The sequence below is a fragment of the Nonomuraea sp. NPDC048881 genome (genome assembly GCF_040649795.1).
Taxonomy (GTDB): domain Bacteria; phylum Actinomycetota; class Actinomycetes; order Streptosporangiales; family Streptosporangiaceae; genus Nonomuraea.
On record NZ_JBEZGC010000003.1, the window covers coordinates 826,534 to 842,165 of the forward strand.

General features: G+C 71.7%; 15 protein-coding genes and 2 pseudogenes. 7 read left to right on the plus strand and 10 right to left on the minus strand.

Annotated features, from left to right (window positions below; translation table 11 throughout):
• Positions 1–203: 203 nt before the first annotated feature.
• The 3 genes and pseudogenes from AB0C33_RS14825 (at position 204) to AB0C33_RS14835 (ending at position 3,215) form a co-directional block, all read left to right on the plus strand.
• A complete protein-coding gene (locus tag AB0C33_RS14825; RefSeq protein ID WP_358287408.1) occupies positions 204–2,057 on the plus strand; it encodes a zinc-binding dehydrogenase in 1,854 nt (617 codons plus the stop codon).
• A gap of 17 nt (positions 2,058–2,074) precedes the next feature.
• Positions 2,075–2,280 (plus strand): annotated as a pseudogene (locus tag AB0C33_RS14830) (helix-turn-helix domain-containing protein); the annotation flags it as partial.
• Positions 2,281–3,053: 773 nt separating this feature from the next.
• Positions 3,054–3,215 carry a hypothetical protein gene (locus AB0C33_RS14835; protein WP_358287410.1) on the plus strand — a complete coding sequence of 54 codons (162 nt, stop codon included), beginning with the start codon at positions 3,054–3,056 and terminating at the stop codon, positions 3,213–3,215.
• 70 nt (positions 3,216–3,285) lie between these two features.
• Here AB0C33_RS14835 and AB0C33_RS14840 read toward each other — a convergent pair whose 3' ends face one another.
• Genes AB0C33_RS14840 through AB0C33_RS14850 form a run of 3 tightly spaced genes read right to left on the minus strand, consistent with a single transcriptional unit; the run spans position 3,286 to position 5,589 of the window.
• Positions 3,286–3,723, minus strand: a complete 438-nt coding sequence (locus AB0C33_RS14840) for a DUF6640 family protein (protein ID WP_358287413.1) — start codon at positions 3,721–3,723, stop codon at positions 3,286–3,288.
• On the minus strand, positions 3,723–4,826 hold the full coding sequence (locus AB0C33_RS14845; RefSeq protein WP_358287414.1) for an FAD-dependent monooxygenase: 1,104 nt from the start codon (positions 4,824–4,826) through the stop codon (positions 3,723–3,725). The genes AB0C33_RS14840 and AB0C33_RS14845 overlap by 1 nt, the downstream gene beginning before the upstream one ends.
• Before the next feature lie 19 nt (positions 4,827–4,845).
• Entirely contained in the window at positions 4,846–5,589 is a 744-nt protein-coding gene (locus tag AB0C33_RS14850) for a siderophore-interacting protein (protein ID WP_358287416.1), read from the minus strand.
• 182 nt (positions 5,590–5,771) lie between these two features.
• Here AB0C33_RS14850 and AB0C33_RS14855 point away from each other — a divergent pair, with 182 nt between their 5' ends.
• Complete coding sequence (locus tag AB0C33_RS14855; protein ID WP_358287419.1) at positions 5,772–6,488, plus strand: WHG domain-containing protein; 717 nt, start codon at positions 5,772–5,774, stop codon at positions 6,486–6,488.
• A 1,098-nt stretch (positions 6,489–7,586) separates the two neighbouring features.
• Here the strand turns inward: AB0C33_RS14855 and AB0C33_RS14860 are convergent.
• The 3 genes from AB0C33_RS14860 to AB0C33_RS14870 form a co-directional block, all read right to left on the minus strand.
• Positions 7,587–8,732 (minus strand): aminotransferase class I/II-fold pyridoxal phosphate-dependent enzyme, encoded by a 1,146-nt coding sequence (locus tag AB0C33_RS14860; RefSeq protein ID WP_358287421.1) that lies wholly within the window; start codon positions 8,730–8,732, stop codon positions 7,587–7,589.
• 166 nt (positions 8,733–8,898) lie between these two features.
• Positions 8,899–9,876, minus strand: a complete 978-nt coding sequence (locus AB0C33_RS14865) for an aldo/keto reductase (RefSeq protein WP_358287424.1) — start codon at positions 9,874–9,876, stop codon at positions 8,899–8,901.
• A 10-nt stretch (positions 9,877–9,886) separates the two neighbouring features.
• Positions 9,887–10,849 carry an alpha/beta hydrolase gene (locus AB0C33_RS14870; RefSeq protein WP_358287427.1) on the minus strand — a complete coding sequence of 321 codons (963 nt, stop codon included), beginning with the start codon at positions 10,847–10,849 and terminating at the stop codon, positions 9,887–9,889.
• A 132-nt stretch (positions 10,850–10,981) separates the two neighbouring features.
• Here AB0C33_RS14870 and AB0C33_RS14875 point away from each other — a divergent pair, with 132 nt between their 5' ends.
• Together AB0C33_RS14875 and AB0C33_RS14880 are read left to right on the plus strand one after the other, a co-directional pair.
• Positions 10,982–11,635 (plus strand): TetR/AcrR family transcriptional regulator, encoded by a 654-nt coding sequence (locus tag AB0C33_RS14875; protein WP_358287429.1) that lies wholly within the window; start codon positions 10,982–10,984, stop codon positions 11,633–11,635.
• Between the two features lie 20 nt (positions 11,636–11,655).
• The gene (locus tag AB0C33_RS14880) at positions 11,656–11,859 is read left to right on the plus strand and encodes a hypothetical protein (RefSeq protein WP_358287432.1); all 204 of its coding nucleotides are present in this window, start codon (positions 11,656–11,658) and stop codon (positions 11,857–11,859) included.
• 80 nt (positions 11,860–11,939) lie between these two features.
• On the opposite strand, the gene AB0C33_RS14885 is transcribed toward AB0C33_RS14880, so the two are convergent.
• The 4 genes and pseudogenes from AB0C33_RS14885 to AB0C33_RS14900 form a co-directional block, all read right to left on the minus strand.
• Positions 11,940–12,371: a Tn3 family transposase gene (locus tag AB0C33_RS14885; RefSeq protein ID WP_358287435.1), complete on the minus strand. Its 432-nt coding sequence runs from the start codon at positions 12,369–12,371 to the stop codon at positions 11,940–11,942.
• A gap of 16 nt (positions 12,372–12,387) precedes the next feature.
• Positions 12,388–12,651: pseudogene (locus tag AB0C33_RS14890) on the minus strand (hypothetical protein); the annotation flags it as partial.
• Positions 12,648–12,818 carry a hypothetical protein gene (locus tag AB0C33_RS14895; RefSeq protein ID WP_358287438.1) on the minus strand — a complete coding sequence of 57 codons (171 nt, stop codon included), beginning with the start codon at positions 12,816–12,818 and terminating at the stop codon, positions 12,648–12,650. The pseudogene AB0C33_RS14890 and the gene AB0C33_RS14895, both read right to left, overlap by 4 nt.
• A gap of 21 nt (positions 12,819–12,839) precedes the next feature.
• The gene (locus AB0C33_RS14900) at positions 12,840–14,147 is read right to left on the minus strand and encodes a hypothetical protein (protein WP_358287441.1); all 1,308 of its coding nucleotides are present in this window, start codon (positions 14,145–14,147) and stop codon (positions 12,840–12,842) included.
• A 445-nt stretch (positions 14,148–14,592) separates the two neighbouring features.
• On the opposite strand from AB0C33_RS14900, the gene AB0C33_RS14905 reads away from it, so the two are divergent.
• Positions 14,593–15,630, plus strand: coding sequence for a tyrosine-type recombinase/integrase (locus AB0C33_RS14905; protein WP_358287443.1), 1,038 nt, complete (start codon positions 14,593–14,595; stop codon positions 15,628–15,630).
• Positions 15,631–15,632 lie beyond the last annotated feature (2 nt).

Below are 15,632 nucleotides of genomic sequence, written 5' to 3' on the forward strand. Positions count from 1 at the left end.
AGGCAAATCCGAGGCCAAGGCGAACGAGAAGATCTTCAACACCCGGGTGCGGACCAAGCTGCGTGGCTCCTACTCCCACCACTATGGCGCGGCCTGCCCAAGCTGCTGCGAGCGGTGAAGTTCCGTTCCAACAACGACACCTTCAAACCGGTCACAGCTCTTCGGTTGACCTCAATCGCACTTGAGGTATCAGACTCGGCGTCATGAACGTTGTTGAGGTGACGGAATTCGGCGGTTCCGAGGTGCTCGTGGCCGCGCAGGCGCCCGACCCCGTCCCGGAGGCCGGGCAGGTGCTGATCGGCGTGTCGGCGGTGGACGTCATGTCCATCGACGCGCAGTTGCGTGCCGGGTGGGGGAAGGACTGGTTCCCCGCCCAGCCGCCGTTCGTGCCGGGCACCGGAGTGGCCGGGCGGGTGCTCGCGGCCGGTGCCGGCGTGGATCCCGCGTGGGAGGGGCGGCGGGTCGCCGCGCTGCTCCCGTGGGGCGGCGGGTACGCCGAACTGGCCGTGGCCGGGGTGGAGACCGTCGTGGTGGTGCCCGAGGGGGTGCCGCTGTGGCGGGCGGCGGCGCTGATCCAGGTGGGTCCCGCCGCACTGAGCCTGGTAGCGGCGGCCGGGCTGGAGCCGGGGGCGCGGGTGCTGGTCATCGGGGCCGGTGGGGCGCTGGGCCTGCCGATCGTCCGGCTCGCCCGCGCCGGCGGCGCCCGGGTGACGGCGGCGGCGCGCGGCCCGGCCAAGCGGGCGGCGGCCCTGGAGGCGGGCGCGGCGGAGGCGGTCGGCTACGAGGAGGTCTCGGGGCCCTTCGACGTGGTGTTCGACGGGGTCGGGGGCGAGATCGGCCGGGCCGCGTTCGACCTGCTGGAACGCGGCGGGCGGTTCTTCGCGTACGGGGTGAGCAGCGGTTCCGGCGCCCCTGTCGACCCGGCGGAGGCGGAGCGGCGCGGGGTGCGCCTGGTCGGGATGGAGCAGGTGCAGTTCGCCCCAGGCGAGTTCGGGCGGCTGGCCGGGCTGACCATGAAGGAGCTGGCGGCGGGCAGGCTGACGACCCCCGTGGGCCTGGCACTGCCGCTGGAGCGGGCGGCCGAGTCGCACGCCGCGCTGGAGGCGCGCGAGCTCGTCGGCAAGGCCGTCCTGCTCGTCACCGCCGAGGCCGTGCGCCACCACCGGCTCGGTGGCCCCGAGGTGCTGGAGCTGGAGGAGGTCCCGCTCCCGCAGCCGGGCGCCGGCCAGGTGCGGGTCCGGGTCAGGGCGGGCGGTGTGAACGCCATCGACTGGAAGCTCCGCACCGGCTTCCCCGGCGCCACGATCGACGGTCCCCAGGGGACCGGGCTGGACCTGGCGGGCACCGTCGACGCGCTCGGCCCGGGGGTGACCGCCTGGCGGCCGGGCGACGCGGTGTACGGCCAGGGAACGGGCACGCTGGCCGCGTACGCGATCGCCGAGGCGGACGGCCTGGTGGCCAAGCCGGACGATCTCACGTACGAGGAGGCCGCCGCGCGGCCGGTGGCCGTCGAGACAGCCACCCGCACGCTGCGCGAACTCGGCGTCGAGAGGGGCCACACGCTGCTGATCCACGCGGTCGCGGGCGGCGTCGGGCTGGCCGCCGCGCAGCTCGCCCGCGCCGCGGGCGCCGAGGTGGTCGGCACCGCGAGCGAGCGCCACCACGCGTTCCTGCGCGGCCTCGGCGTGCGGCCGGTCGTCTACGGCGAGGGCCTGGAGGAGCGCCTGCCGCACACCGTGGACCGGGTGCTGGACGCCTCGGGCAGGGACGTGCTGGACCTGTCGGTCAAGCGCACCGGCGACCCGGCCAAGGTGGTCACGATCGCGGACATGACGGGGGCGAACCGCCTGGGCGTGCGCTTCTCGACCGGCCGCGACACCTCCCCCGCCGCCCGGGCGCGGGCGCTGCGCGCGGCCGCGGGCGCGGGCGCGGGCGTGCGCATCCCGGTCGCCGAGGTGTTCCCCCTGGAGCGGGCCGCCGACGCTCACCGGCGCAGCCAGGACGGCCACTTCCTGGGCAAGATCGTCGTCAATACGGAAGGATCCCTTCCGCATTAGCCGACATGCTGGTGCGCATGCTGGAAACCTCGGCCCGCCTGCTCAAGCTGCTGTCCCTCCTCCAGGCGCACCGCGACTGGCCGGGACCCGAGCTGTCCGCCCGCTCGGCGTCTCGACCAGGACCATCCGCAACGACGTCGAGCGCCTGCGCTCGCCCGGCTACCCGGTGCACGCCACGCCCGGGGTGGCCGGCGGCTACCGCCTGGGCGCGGGCGCCGAGCTGCGCCGGCTGGCCCGCCAGAGCGCAGGCGACCCGGCGGCGTGGACGCCCCACCTGGCTTCCCTCGTCGCCGGCCTGTTCGAGCAGTTGTCGCCCGCCTGGGACACCGAGCACGCCACCGGCCGGCTGGAAAAACCGACACCCTGGCCCGCGCGGCGGTCCGCTGCCGTCCGGGACCTGCTGGAGCTCGGCTCGGGCACCGTGGCCCTGGTCGACGCGCTGCTGTTCCGGCCGAGATCACCCGGGTGCTGACCGCCGACGGCGTGCTGATCTGGGCCAGCCAGTTAGGCGCCGACAGGCCGCTGTTCCTGGACACGCCCACCGCTATCACCGCATCGGGTAGCGCCTGGAGCGCGGTCCAGGCCGAAGCCGGCTGGGCAACTGGGCCGTGCTGCGCGGAGCCGGGACGCCTCGGCCGAAGACAGCGGCCTCTCCAGGCAGCTGAGGCCCGAGGCCGCGCAGTCAGGCGCCGGGCCCGTCGTTGGCCAGCACCCGGTAGACACTGGCCAACGACGGGTGACGTCCCTTGTTCTTGCCGTGGAGATGACCAGCTTGGACGCAATCTCCGGCACCGGGACCCGCGCTCACGCAGGCTGCGCGCATAAGCGACCATGTCGTCGTCGAACACCCTCGGTCGGCCGCCATGGCGGCCGCGCTCGCGGGCTGAAGCCTGGCCCTCGGGAGACTTCTCCCGGATGTACTCGCGTTCGGATTCGGCCATGCCGGCGAAGAGCAACTCGGCCGCGCCGCGCCCCAGGCGCTTCATCTCATGCACCGTGAAGATCACCCGCTGGTGCGGGACGGCGGACTTGATCGTGCGGACGTACTCCTTGGCCTTGGCGAACTCCGGCCGCACCTTCACGCGCGTGCTGATCTTCTCGGAGGAGATCGGCTCACACCCTGCCGCCGCCAGGGCGGCTCTCCAGCGGGTGATCTAGCCATTGCTTGGTGATCGTCGGGACGCCGGATCTGTTGGGAGCCCCTATCCAGGCAGGGCTGTGCCGGCCCTCATGGCCGGGTGGCGGAGACTGCGGGCATGCGCAGTGTTGCCGCTGTCGCGACGAGCAGGGCCACGAGCAGGACGATCGCCATGAAGACCTGCCCGTGCAGACCGAGGACGAAGACAGTGCGGTCGGCGAACTCCGGGTCGTAGGTGGCGGTGCCGGGGAACAAAAGCGCACCGATCATGCCGAGCCACGGGATGGCCAGGACGGCGGCGGCGTGCAGCAGCGTGTTCCGGGCCGGCCGTAGCGCGAAGGCCAGGCCGGTGAGGCCGAGGAGCACGGTCATCACCATGTATTGGGCGTCGTGAAATTTGGCGTGGGGCGGCCAGGCCGGGTTGAAGGCGTGCTGTGCCGCCAGGTCGGGGATGACCAGGTCGGCCAGCACGGCGCTGACCGTCGTGATCGCTGCGACGGCGGTGATCAGGATTCGTGGGAGGGGCATCAGATCGTCCAGGTGTAGGCGGGGGTGAGCGAGCGGGCGAAGAGCACGTTCGGGAGGAGCGGGAGGATCGCGTCCCGCAGGGTGGTCATCGGGGTGGAGGTCCAGTGCGCGGCGGCGCCGGCCTGGCGGGAACGGCGGACGATCAGCTGGGTACGCGGCCTGCGGATGCGGTCGTAGGCCGCCAGCCCTTCGCGTACGCCGAGGGTGTCCACCGCGTGCGCGAGCGTGACCGCGTCCTCGAGCGCCTGGCAGGCGCCCTGCCCCAGGTTGGGGGTCATGGCGTGGGCCGCGTCGCCGAGAACGGCGACGTTCCCGGAGACGTACGTCGGCAGCGCCGGCAGTTCGTGGGTGTCGTGTTGCAGCACCGCCTCCTCGTGCGTGGAGTCGAGGAGCTCGGGAATGGGCCGGTGCCAGCGGGCGAAGCGTTCGCGCAGCTCGTTCAGGCCGACGTGGGAGCCGGCCGGGGCGTTGGCCATCACGTAGCAGTAGACGCGGCCGTCGGGCATCGGCACCTGCCCGAACCGTTCGCCCCTGCCCCACGTTTCCAGGCTTCCCTCGACGGGCTGAGGCGGAGCGATGAGACGCCAGGTGGTGTAGCCGACGTAGCGCGGCCCGGGTAGAGCGGGCCAGAGGGAGCGCCGGGTCACGCTGTGCACGCCGTCGGCGCCCACCACGAGATCCGAGGTGCAGCCGCCGCCGTCGTGGCGGACCGTGCCGTCGGGCCGCACGTGCTGGACGTCGACGCCGGGCCGCAGCGCCTCCGGCGGCACGGCTGCTCTCAGCAGGTCGACCAGGGCGGCCCGGTGCACGGTCACCCACGGGCCGAAGCGGCGCTTGAGGCTGCCGACGTCGTTGCGGATCAGCCAGTCGCCGCGCCTGCTGCGGATCCCCGCGAGGGGGTCGGCCGGGCCGCCGGCGCGCAGGCGGTCGCCCAGGCCGATGGCGTCCAGCGCGCGCAGGCCGTTGGGCTGGACGGTCAGTCCCGCGCCCACCTCGGTGAACTCGGCAGCGCGTTCGAGGACCTCCACCTGCCAGCCACGCCGATGGAAGGCGACGGCCGTGGCGAGCCCGCCGATGCCGCCTCCTACGATGGTCACTTTCATGTTCAGGTCTCCTTGAGGGTCAGTGCAGGCCGCGCTTGCCCGGGGCCCAGAACGGCTTGGTCTTGATCGAGGCTCGGGGCCAGTTGCGTTCGCGTATCAGGAAGTCGCGCACCAGCTGGCAGGTTCTGGCCTCGCCGGCCACGTAGGCGGCTCCGGCGTTGCCCGGCAGGTCGAGTTCGGCCACGGCGGCGAGCAGCACCGGGGAGGCGACCGCGGGGGCGCCGTGGCGGTGGACGCGGCGCAGCGGCGGCGTCCCGGGCATGGCCAGGTCGTGCTCGGGGGTCTCGCTCTCCAGGACGCCGTACACCTGGGCCGGGGCTCCCAGCGCTCTGATCATCGGTCCGAAGGCGGCGCCGGCGGTCTCCTCTCCGATGAACACGTGGTAGTCGGCGTCGCGGATGAAGAAGTCGCTTTGCGGCCACCAGAAGGTCACGCGGTTCCCGGGCCGCGCGGCCTGTGCCCACTGCCGTCCGATGCCGTCGCCCGCGTACAAGTGGACGCGCAGTTCGATCGCCTTCCTGCCGGGGGCGAGGTCCCAGATCGTGTACGTACGCAGCGTCTCGGCCGGACGCAGGATGCCCGACACCGACAGCGGGTCCCGCAGCTGGATTCTGACGTGCTGGCCAGGCGTGTAGGGGAAGGCGACAGGCTGGTCGGTTTCCAGCCGGATCCGGCGCATGGCCGGGGTGACCTGCTCGGCGACGGTGACGGTCGCCTCCATGGCGTACTTGCCGGACAAGCGGTCGCGTATCAGGCGGGCCATGTCAGGAGTCCTTGCTTCGCCGGACGTGAGCGGATCTGGACATCCGCCACCACACGGCCGTGATCAGCACCATCACCGCGAGAAGGATCCACCATATATCGCTCCTTACAAGCTCTAGATTATTTAGAGCCATTAAGGAAACATAGATGCCCTAAGATGTCAACGGAATGCCAAGAGAGGTGATGATGTCCGCAGACACCAGCAGGCGGGAACGGCTGCGCCAGGCCACCCTGGAGGAGATTCACGCGGCCGCGCGCAGGCTGCTGGTCGAGCAGGGGTCGGCCGCGGTGACCATCAACGCGGTCGCCCGGCAGGTCGGCATGAGCGGCCCGGCTCTCTACCACTACTACGCCGGACACGACAAGCTGGTCGGCGCGGTGACCGCGGACTTCTTCCGCGAGCTGGCCGCCGTCATGGAGCAGGCCCGCGACGCCCGCGCCGGCGCGCCGTCCGGCGACCGCCTGCTGGCCGTCTGCCGGGCCATGCGGGCCTGGGCCGTCGCCCATCCCGCCGAGTTCGGCTGGATCTTCGCCAGCCCCATCGCCGCGCCGAACCGCGGTGCCGGCTCGGTGCGTCACCAGGCCGCCCTGCGTTTCGAGCAGGTCCTGCTCGACCTGACGGTCGAGCTGTGGCGAACACGGCCGTTCCCGGTGCCCGACCTGGCCGACCTGCCCGCCTCCCTGCGCGAGCAGTTGACCGCCTACTCCACCGCCATCGACGGGCTACTGCCGCCCGAGGCCGCACACGTCTTCCTGTCGTGCTGGATCAGGCTGTACGGCCTGCTGTGCATGGAAGTCCTGCACCAACTGGACTTCGCCTACACCGACATGGAGCCCGTCTTCGAAGAGTGCCTGCACGACCTGGCGGTCACCCTCGGCATCGACGACGCGGCGGCATAACTCCGACCGGTCGTCGGGAACGCGCCCAGGAGCCCGTCACCTGGACGTGGTGCGCAGGGTGCTCTCGTCGGCGGGTGCTGGTCGGCTTGGGGCGGGCGTTGCGCAGTGCGGTCTCGACGCCGCGGTTGGTGGTCATGGACGCGGTGACGACGGTCATGGGGAGCAGGAGGCCGGCGGCGGCGTAGAGCGGAGTGTGCAGGTCATACGAGGTGGCCAGCCAGCTGCCGAGGAAGGCACCGCACGGGGCGGCGCACATGGCGAGCATGCGGGAAGTGAAGGCCACGCGGCCCATCAGATGGGCCCCTACGCCAACACCAGATGGAAGGGCGTCGTGATCTCCCGGGGCGACGGCAGCAGGAAGTCCAGCGACGCCGGAAACTACAAGTACTACGCCGGGTCGGTGTGCATCTCGGCACCCGGCCAGTGGCTCGATGTCGAGGGGATCTCGCCGTCATGGACGAGCGTCAAGCTCAACATCGTGCACTGCGGCTGGACCACACCCACACCTGACTCCGCACACGACAACGCCCCGGTCCGCCTCAGGCGGGCTGGGGCGCTGGGTGTTGGCCGGCGGTTCCGCCAACCGCTACAAGGGGAAAAGGGCGGGGGCGTTTCGGCAGGAGTCACCGGACCGGGCGCGGCGCCGGACCGCGGCGTCCCCCGTGAAGCGCGCCGTCTCGGGCCTGTTCGACGGCTTCCGGGTACGCCTCCCGCTTGGCGTGCTCGGCCAGCGCCCGGTAAATCCTGGCGACGGATGGGTTCTGGCCCTTGCGTTTGCCGGTGGGGATGATCGCGCACATACCGGTCGGCGGCGTCGGGGGCAATGTCATGGCCGGTGGCCCACGAGGTGAGCGTGGCGAGGTAGGTGTAGTGGGCGGTGAGCGTCCCGGTCATTGCGGAGAAGACGTTGAAGACGCCCTTGTCCGTGACAGGGAGCGCTCCGCCCAGCTGTTCAAAGAGAGAGTCCACCATCGGGTGCGAGGGGCAGGTCACGGTGACGGAGCGGCGCTCGCGCACGGCGGGCAGCGGATCGCCCCGCCCGCGAGACCGATGACGACTCGCGTGGGCGTCCGCGATCGGCTCGCCCGGAGGGCGCGGTCAGCCCACGGCCTCGCGCATACGGCCCAGGATGTCCCGCAGGAGGTTCGGTGACGTACCGAAGTTGAGCCTGACGAAGCCCTCGCCGCCGGTACCGAAGGTCCGGCCGTCATTCAGCAGGACACGGGCCTTCTCCAGAAAGAATGTGTGCGGGTCGGTGGGGAGATCGAGGGCGCGGCAATCCAGCCAGGCGAGAAAGCCGGCCTCCGGGACGCGGTATCCGATGCCGCGCGGCAGCCCCTCATGCACCAGCACGGCGTTCCGGTCCAGGACCGGCCGCAGCTGTGACAACCAGGAGTCACCGTCCCGCCAGGCTGCCAAGGTGGCGGCTACGCCGAAGGTGTTGGGCTCGCCGTACAGATGGGTCGGGCCTGAAAGGGCCGCGCGCACGTCGGCCGCGCCGATGTGCGCGACGGCGCAGCGTACCCCCGGCACGTTGAACGCCTTGGTCGCGGAGGTCAGAGTCACTGTCCGGGCGGCCGCCTCGGACGACAGGGAGGCAAAAGGGATGTGCCGGTGCGGGCTGTGCACGAGGTCGGAATGGATCTCGTCGGATATGACCAGCAGGTCGTGGCGCCGGACCAGTTCGGCGACCGTCTCCAGCTCCTGGCGGCGTAGCACGCGCCCGGTCGGGTTGTGCGGGTTCACCAGCAGCAGCACCCGGCAGCCGCCATCGGCCAGCTCCTGGTCGAGCCGCTCGGCGTCGAAGATCCAGCCTTCGTCCTGAAGGACGTACGGGATGGGGTGCAGGCGCCGCTCCATGCCCGTCACCGTTTCCAGGAAGGGCGGATACGCCGGAGTGTGCAGGGCGACGCCGTCGCCGGGGCGCGTGGCAACGCGCAGGACGGCCTGGAGCCCCTGGTTGATGTCGGTGAACTCCCGGACGTGGCCGGGGTCGAGCACCCAGCCGTGGCGTTCGCGCATGCGCTCGGCGAAGGCGGCCCGCAGGGGGATCTGCTCGGGGCGCCCGTCCCACGAGGGGTATCCCAGGTCCTCCTGCACACACCGCATGAGGGCCTCCTGCACGGCGGGGGCCGGCGGGAAGTCCATCTCCGCGATCCATGCCGGCAGCACACCCGGCTCGGCCCGGCTCCACTTCACTCCGGGGCGACGGGCCAACGATGAAAGGTCAAGGTCGTCAAACATGGCTTCTCCTGTCCCTCAGGGGGCCGACAGAAGATGTGATCGGCCAGCGGGTGGGTGGCGTCGCGGTCGACGTACGTGGCGATCGTCGCGAGGACAGTGAGCAAAGGCCTGCGACATCGTTCTGAGCGGTGATCGTGCATGGGTGGGTTCGTCGGTGCTTCTCTCTTCACTGGTCGATCAGGGCGATGCCGTGGTCGCTGTATCGGGCACCCTGGGCCCCGGTGCCGGGGACGGCGACGTCGATGGCGGCGAGGTCGGCGGCGGTCAGGCGCAGGTCGAGCGCGGCCAGGTTGTCGCGCAGGTGAGGGCGGCGGGAGCTGCCCGGGATGGGGATGACGTCGCTGCCGCGGGTGAGGAGCCAGGCGAGGGCGATCTGGGCGGGGGTGACGCTCTTGGCGGCGGCGAGGTGGGCGATGGCGTCGACGATGGTCAGGTTGGCCTCGAGGTCGTCGCCGTTGTAGCGGGGAGCGGTGGCACGGAAGTCGCCGGGTTCATAGCGCGTGGTGGCGCGGACGGCCCCGGTGAGCAGGCCGCGGCCAAGAGGGCTGTAGGCGATCAGGGTGGCGCCGAGACTGCGGATCGTGGACAGGATGTCGTGTTCGACATGGCGTTCCCACAGCGAGTACTCGGTCTGGACGGCGCTGATCGGATGGATGGCATGGGCGCGGCGGAGGGTGTCGGCCGAGACTTCGGACAGGCCGATGTGGCCCATCTTGCCCTGGGCGACCAGCCCGGCCAGGGCACCGACGGACTCCTCGACGGGGATGGCGGGGTCGACGCGGGCGAGGTAGTACAGGTCGATGTGATCGGTGCGCAGCCGACGCAATGACGCTTCGCAGGCACGCCGCAGATCGCCTGGTGAGCCGGCTGGGACCAGGCCCTCGGCGGTGCGGCGGACTCCGGTCTTGGTGGCCAGCACGACGCGGTCGCGGTGCGGTGCGAGGGTCTGGCCGAGGAGTTCCTCGTTCGCTCCGTCACCGTAGAAGTCGCCGGTGTCGAACATGGTGACGCCCGAATCGAGGGCCTCCAGCAGGGTGGCTGAGGCCTCGTGCGGGTCGGCGGGGCCGTAGGTTCCGGTCATGCTCATGCAGCCGAGGCCGAGTCGGGAGACCGCCGGGCCGTCAGGTCCAAGAGTGAAGAGCATTGTTCCTCCGTCACTTTGCCAGAGCCGCGCGGAGGAACGCGAGGATCTCCGCCTGGGCGGCTTCAGCCTGTGGTTCCACGCCGGGCAAGGTGAGGAACGCGTGCTTTGCTCCCGGGTATTCGGTGAGCCGCACGGGGGTCCCCGCCTCGCGCAGTTGCTCGGCGTAGCGGCGGCCGTGGTCGGCGACAGCGTCCCGGGTGGGCACGACCACGAGCGCCGGGGCGAGCCCGCTCAGGTCGCCCGCGTACAGCGGCGAGACCGCGCCGGTGTCGGCTCCTGGCGGGACGGCGAGCCGCTGTATGAGCTGCAGTTGCGGTAGGGCCCGGGCCGGGCTGTATGCATACTCGGCGATCGAGGGGTAGTCGGCCATCGTCTCGGTCACGTCGACCACAGGGTTGACCAGCACCTGCGCCTTTAGCTCCAGGCCGGCCTCCCTGGCCCGGATGGCCGTCAGCGCGCTGATCAGCGCGCCGCAGCTCTCACCGAAGACGGCCGCGCGCGCAGGGGCGACGCCCCACTGCGCGGCGTGCCGCACCACGTGCTGGAGCACGTCCCAGCCGTCGTCGGCGGCGTTTGCGAGCGGGCTGCCGGGGGCGAGCAGGCGGTGCTCGACCGAGACGACGAGGGCGGGCAGTCCCGCGGCGAGGTGGCTGTTGGTCCAGTCGCACTGCGCCGCCGTGCCCACGAAGCCGCCTCCGTGCACATGGACCACGAGTGGCAGGTCGGTTGTGGTGCCGGCTTCGCCGTCTCCCGTCGACACCGGCCGGTACACCCGGACCGGGAGGTCGCGGCCGGGCAGTGCCACCTGCTGCCAGACGATCGCGGCGCCGGGATTCGGTTCCCCGAGGATTGCCCGAGCCGTGCCGGACGCCCGCCAGCGGTTCTCTGCGTCGCGGTAGGCGCGCAGTTCCTCGGTCGTGATTGCCGAGAAGTCCGGCTCCGGCGGCCGTGTCGCAATGGTGGTCTCACTCATGTGTCCTTCTCCCCCTCCCGGCCGGATGCCGGGTGTGCCGTTGTGGCTGGACAGTGCGTTGCCCCCATTATGCACGCGGTGCGTGCATTACCAAGTGCATAAGTTAGGCTGAGTTCGGACGAGAGGGGCGAGATGACTGGCCGACGGCGATGGTCGACCGAGGAGATCCTGGACACGGCGGCGGAACTGCTGCGCACGGGTGACGCCGAGTCGTTCAGCGTGCGCAAGCTCGCAGCGGTGCTCGGGACTGACTCCTCCAGCCTCTACCGGCATTTCCGCAACAAGACCGAACTGCTGCGCGCGGTTGCCGACCGGGTCCTGCTGGCCGCCATGGACGGCTACCGCCCCGAGGGCGACTGGAAGCAGCGCATCACCGCCCTGGCCCTGCGCCTGCGCGAGGCCTTCGGCGAGCAACTCCAACTCGCCACGGTGTGGGGACGCTATGGGTCCGGCGGCGCCGGATCCCGATTGGTCATGGAGGAACTGCTGCAGGCCCTGCGCACGTCCGGCCTGCCCGACGAGGAGATCCCGGTGCGATACCACCGCATCGTGATCCTCCTCTCCGCGCTGATCGCCTCCGAGGCCGGTATCAGCACCATCACCCCCAAGGAGTACGAACAGGCCATGGAGCAGTTCCGCGTCGCGGTGCTCGGCGCCGACCCCGAACGCTTCCCCGCCCTGGCCCACTTCGCCCGCGACATCCGCCCCCTCGGAGCAGACCGCCGCGCCGCATTCGAAGAGACCCTCGCCGCCCAACTCGCCCACATCGAGGCCCAGATCCCCTGACGTGCTGGACCTTGCGTGCCATGCGGTCGGGTCGCGCCACCGCCGCAGGCCCGGTGCTGGAGGGCGAGGAGAGCCGGGCGGTCGTTCAGACCGAACCGGCCCGGCCGCCCGCTGACCGGGCAGTGGACACCCCGGGGGCGGAGCGGGGGCCGGGTACCCTGGCCGCCGCCGCGGCGGCGGCCAATTCGAGGTGGGAGTTCATGTCCAGCTCGAACCGGCCGTAGGCGGTTTACGTGGGTCCAAAACAGCGGGGACAGGGCCTGCCGGTCCGCGTCGGTGAGCCGCTTGTGCCACTTCTCCGCGCTCAGGATGTCTGGAGGAGCACGGTGTTGACGTGCACCAATGCCGACTGGAGCAGGTGCAGGGCGAGCACCGAGACCTCCTGGCTCTCCTTGTCGGAGCCGGTCAGGTCGGCGTCGGCGAGGTAGTCGCAGATGAACGCCGTACGCACCGCCCGGCCCAGTTCTTCGATCGCCCGGTACGTGAGGTGCTTGGGCCCGCCACGGGTGAAGCGGCGCAGGACCTGCTCGGCCTCGGCGGTGCCCAGCCGCAGGGCGGTGGTGTACTTCACGATCTGGTCGTACTGCTGGCGGATCAGGTCCCAGTCGATCGTCTTGGACGACAGCACCGGCGCCAGCTGCGGCCACTTCTCGTCCTCCCCGGCCGTCGGCCGGTACAGCCTCGCGGACCCGACGTTCTTCAACCGGGGCGGCGACTTCCAGATCAGCTTCTTCACGCAGTTCTCGCACAGACGCCTGGCGTGGTGCCTCACCCGGGTCGATCATTCCACCCGGCAGCTCCCAGCACCGACGCCGGCGGTTGAAGGCCAGCAGCAGCTCCGCCCCCCATGCCACACCGCCACCAGCGCGAGCGGCATGGGACCGTCGTCGAACAAGCCTCCTCCGCAACTGCTGCACTACGGTCAGTGAGATCGCCTCGGCGGACGGGGCATCAACGCTCCCGCCGGCCCTGCTCCGGAGTCCTTGGGCGAGTCCTTCGTCTGCCAGGCGGTTCATGACCGCGTCGCCCACCTCCGGGCCAGTGCCTGGATGCGGCGGATGGCGGCCACCCCGGCGTCACCATCGTGCGCCTCGATCGCGGCGACCAATTCGTCCATCGCCGCCCGGGCCGCGGTCCGGGGCACCGGATCGAGTCTGGCTACTTCCCTCTTGATCACATCCATGGCTTCCTTCCTTGTTGGTGATCACTGGCGTGCCGAGACGGCGAGCAGTCCGGCGGCCAGGGCGCGGCCGTGCGCGGCGGCGTGCTCGGGGTCGCCCAGCCGGATCTGCCGGCCCTGGTGATGCATTACCACGGTGCCGTCCGGCTGGCGGGCGACGGTGATGCCAGTCCCGGGCAGCCTCACCCCGCGTACGCCATCGCCGAGGTCGCCGCTGAGATCGGCACTGTCAGGCAGCACCAGCCCGGCGGCGGCCTGGGCGGCCGCCAGCCGCTCACGCAGGTCCCGCACCTGTTCGGCCTCGCGCTCGCGTTCGGCCTCGGCGGCGCGGGCCTGCTGCTCGGCGGCCACGGCGCGCTCGCGCTGGAGGTCGCGGTCGGCGCCGACCTGGCGCAGCTCGTCCTCGGCGCGCTCCTGCAGCCGGGCGGCGGTGGCGGCCTCGCCTTGCGCGGCGGCCAGGGCCAGGCGCGCGTCGGCCGCCTCCTGCCGGGCGGTCTCGGCGCGGCTCTCGGCGGTTTCGGCACGGGCCTGGGCGTGGCGGCTGTCGTGCTCTGCGCGTTCGCGGGCGAGGTCGGCGTCGGCAGCCGCGGCCCGCAAGGTCGCGGCCTGGCGGGCGTACTCGTCTGCTGCGGCGCGTAGCCGGTTGAGCTCGCGGCGGGCCTCCTCCAGCGCGGCGGCCACCTGCTGCTGCTCGGCCTGGGCCTGCTCCCGCTCGCGCAGGGCGTCGTCGCGGGCCTGCTCGGCCGCGCCGCGGGCGCGTTCGTGCTCGGCCACCTGGGCCCAGGCGTCGCGGGCGTCGGCCTTGGCGGCCTCGACCCGGCGGTCGGCCTCCTGCCGGACGCGGCGCTGCTCCCGCTCGGCGGTCTCCTGAGCCTCACGGGCTGCCCGCGCGCGGCGCTCGGCCAGCTCGGCGCGGGTGTCGGCCTCGCTCTTGTCGCGGCGGGCGCTCGCGGCGTCGGCGCGCGCGGCCCGGATCTCATCGAGCGTGTCCGCGACGGCCGAGGACAGGTCGGCGCGCAGCCCGGCCGCCACGGCGGCGACCTGGTCGGCCAGCGGACCGAGCACGGCCTGGGCCTGCTCCAGGCGCACCTGCCCGCTGTCGCGGGCGGCGGTGGTCTCGGCCGCGACGCGCTCGCGGTGGTAGCGGGTGCGGTGATCGGGGCTGCAGTCCAGCGCGTCGGCGCGCTTGCCCGGCGGCAGGGCACCGCCGCAGTAACGGCAGGCCCGGCGCCCGGCTGCGCGGGTGCGCGCGGCGCGCTCGGCGGCGACCGCCTCCTCCACCCGGCCGGGCAGCGGCTCCGGCACGGCTCCCCCGCCCGACGGCTCCGTCACATGGCCCGGGTCGGACGGTTCGTCCGCAGCGATGTCCCCGAGGGGATCCGCGAGGACGTCCCCACCGTCTTGTCCTGCCGATGCCGCCGCTTCCTCACGTTCGCTCACACCAGGAACACTAGCAGAGTCGCATCCGTCTCGTATCCATAGCCATGTGAACGGATACGGGTACGAATAATTCACACTCCTGGCAATCTCACACAATTCCACTTGTGTGAGATTGCGGTGATCGTCTGGCTGTCTGGATGAGAGTTCTTGAGAGTTCTCATCTTTCTGACCTGGGGTTTTCTCACCTACTGTCAGCGGGATTCCCACCTGCTGTCAGTGGCGTGATCCGCAGCCGATGCCCGCCACTCCTCCCGCCTCCCCGGAGATCGGCATCTTCAGATCTGGTTAGCGATAAGCTCACTTATCGCTAACCAGAGAGTTGATCATGGAAAACCATATGGGTGCTCCCGAACGGCTCCCGGAGCGCGCCCCCGCGCCGCCCGCCGCCCCGGATGAGCACCTCCTGGAGGGCCGCACAACCCGACTGGTCGAGGAGGGCCTGGCCGCCAACACCCGCCTTGCCTACGCCCGCGACTTCGGCGCCTACGCCACCTGGTGCCGGTCCACCGGCCGCACCCTGCTGCCCGCTACCCCTGCGACCCTGGCCAACTACGTCGCCCACCTGGCCGCCCAGCAGTACGCCCCGTCCACCATCGACCGCGCGTTGGCCTGCGTGCTGGCCGCCCACGACCACGCCCAGCTCGCCAAACCCGCCACCACCGCGGCCCGGCTGGCCCTGCGCGCCTACCGCCGCGAACGCGCCCAGCAAGGCCACCGCCCCCGTAAGTCTCCGCCGATCACCGTCGACCGGCTGCGCGCGATGGTCGACGCTCTGCCCGACGGCACCCCTGCAGGACGCCGCGACCGCGCCGTCCTGGTGCTCGGCTTCGCCCTGATGGGCCGCCGCTCGGAGATCACCGACATCGACATCGACGACCTCACCTTCACCGCTGACGGCCTGGAGCTGTACGTCCCGTTCAGCAAGACCGACCAGGACGCCCACGGCGAGATCGTCGCCATCCCCTACGGCCAGCACCCGCGGACCTGCCCCGTCCGGGTGACCCGCGCATGGCTCGCCGACCTGGCGGACGCCGGTGTGACGACCGGGCCGCTGTTCCGCCCGATCGACCGGCACGGCCGCATCGCCGCCCGCACTCATCCCGTCGCCGGGCGCGGCCGCCGTGAACGGCTGACCCCGCAGTCGATCAACTTGATCGTCAAACGGGCCGCGGCAGCCGCCGGCCTCGACCACGCCGATGCCTACACCGCGCATGGCCTGCGCGCGGGCGGCGCCACCTCCGCCGCCAAGGCCGGTGCGCCCATGTCCGCGATCACCCGTCATGGACGCTGGGCCGACGGCTCCCCCGTCGTTGCCGGCTACATCCGCCAGGCCGATAAGTGGAACGACAACCCCCTGCACGGCATCGGACTATGAGA

Coding starts and splice junctions, on each gene's coding strand:
- AB0C33_RS14825 (WP_358287408.1), top strand. CDS start 204: ATGAACGTTGTTGAGGTGACGGAATTCGGCGGTTCCGAGGTGCTCGTG.
- AB0C33_RS14840 (WP_358287413.1), bottom strand. CDS start 3,723: ATGCCCCTCCCACGAATCCTGATCACCGCCGTCGCAGCGATCACGACG.
- AB0C33_RS14845 (WP_358287414.1), bottom strand. CDS start 4,826: ATGAAAGTGACCATCGTAGGAGGCGGCATCGGCGGGCTCGCCACGGCC.
- AB0C33_RS14850 (WP_358287416.1), bottom strand. CDS start 5,589: ATGGCCCGCCTGATACGCGACCGCTTGTCCGGCAAGTACGCCATGGAG.
- AB0C33_RS14855 (WP_358287419.1), top strand. CDS start 5,772: ATGATGTCCGCAGACACCAGCAGGCGGGAACGGCTGCGCCAGGCCACC.
- AB0C33_RS14860 (WP_358287421.1), bottom strand. CDS start 8,732: ATGTTTGACGACCTTGACCTTTCATCGTTGGCCCGTCGCCCCGGAGTG.
- AB0C33_RS14865 (WP_358287424.1), bottom strand. CDS start 9,876: ATGCTCTTCACTCTTGGACCTGACGGCCCGGCGGTCTCCCGACTCGGC.
- AB0C33_RS14870 (WP_358287427.1), bottom strand. CDS start 10,849: ATGAGTGAGACCACCATTGCGACACGGCCGCCGGAGCCGGACTTCTCG.
- AB0C33_RS14875 (WP_358287429.1), top strand. CDS start 10,982: ATGACTGGCCGACGGCGATGGTCGACCGAGGAGATCCTGGACACGGCG.
- AB0C33_RS14880 (WP_358287432.1), top strand. CDS start 11,656: ATGCGGTCGGGTCGCGCCACCGCCGCAGGCCCGGTGCTGGAGGGCGAG.
- AB0C33_RS14895 (WP_358287438.1), bottom strand. CDS start 12,818: ATGGATGTGATCAAGAGGGAAGTAGCCAGACTCGATCCGGTGCCCCGG.
- AB0C33_RS14905 (WP_358287443.1), top strand. CDS start 14,593: ATGGGTGCTCCCGAACGGCTCCCGGAGCGCGCCCCCGCGCCGCCCGCC.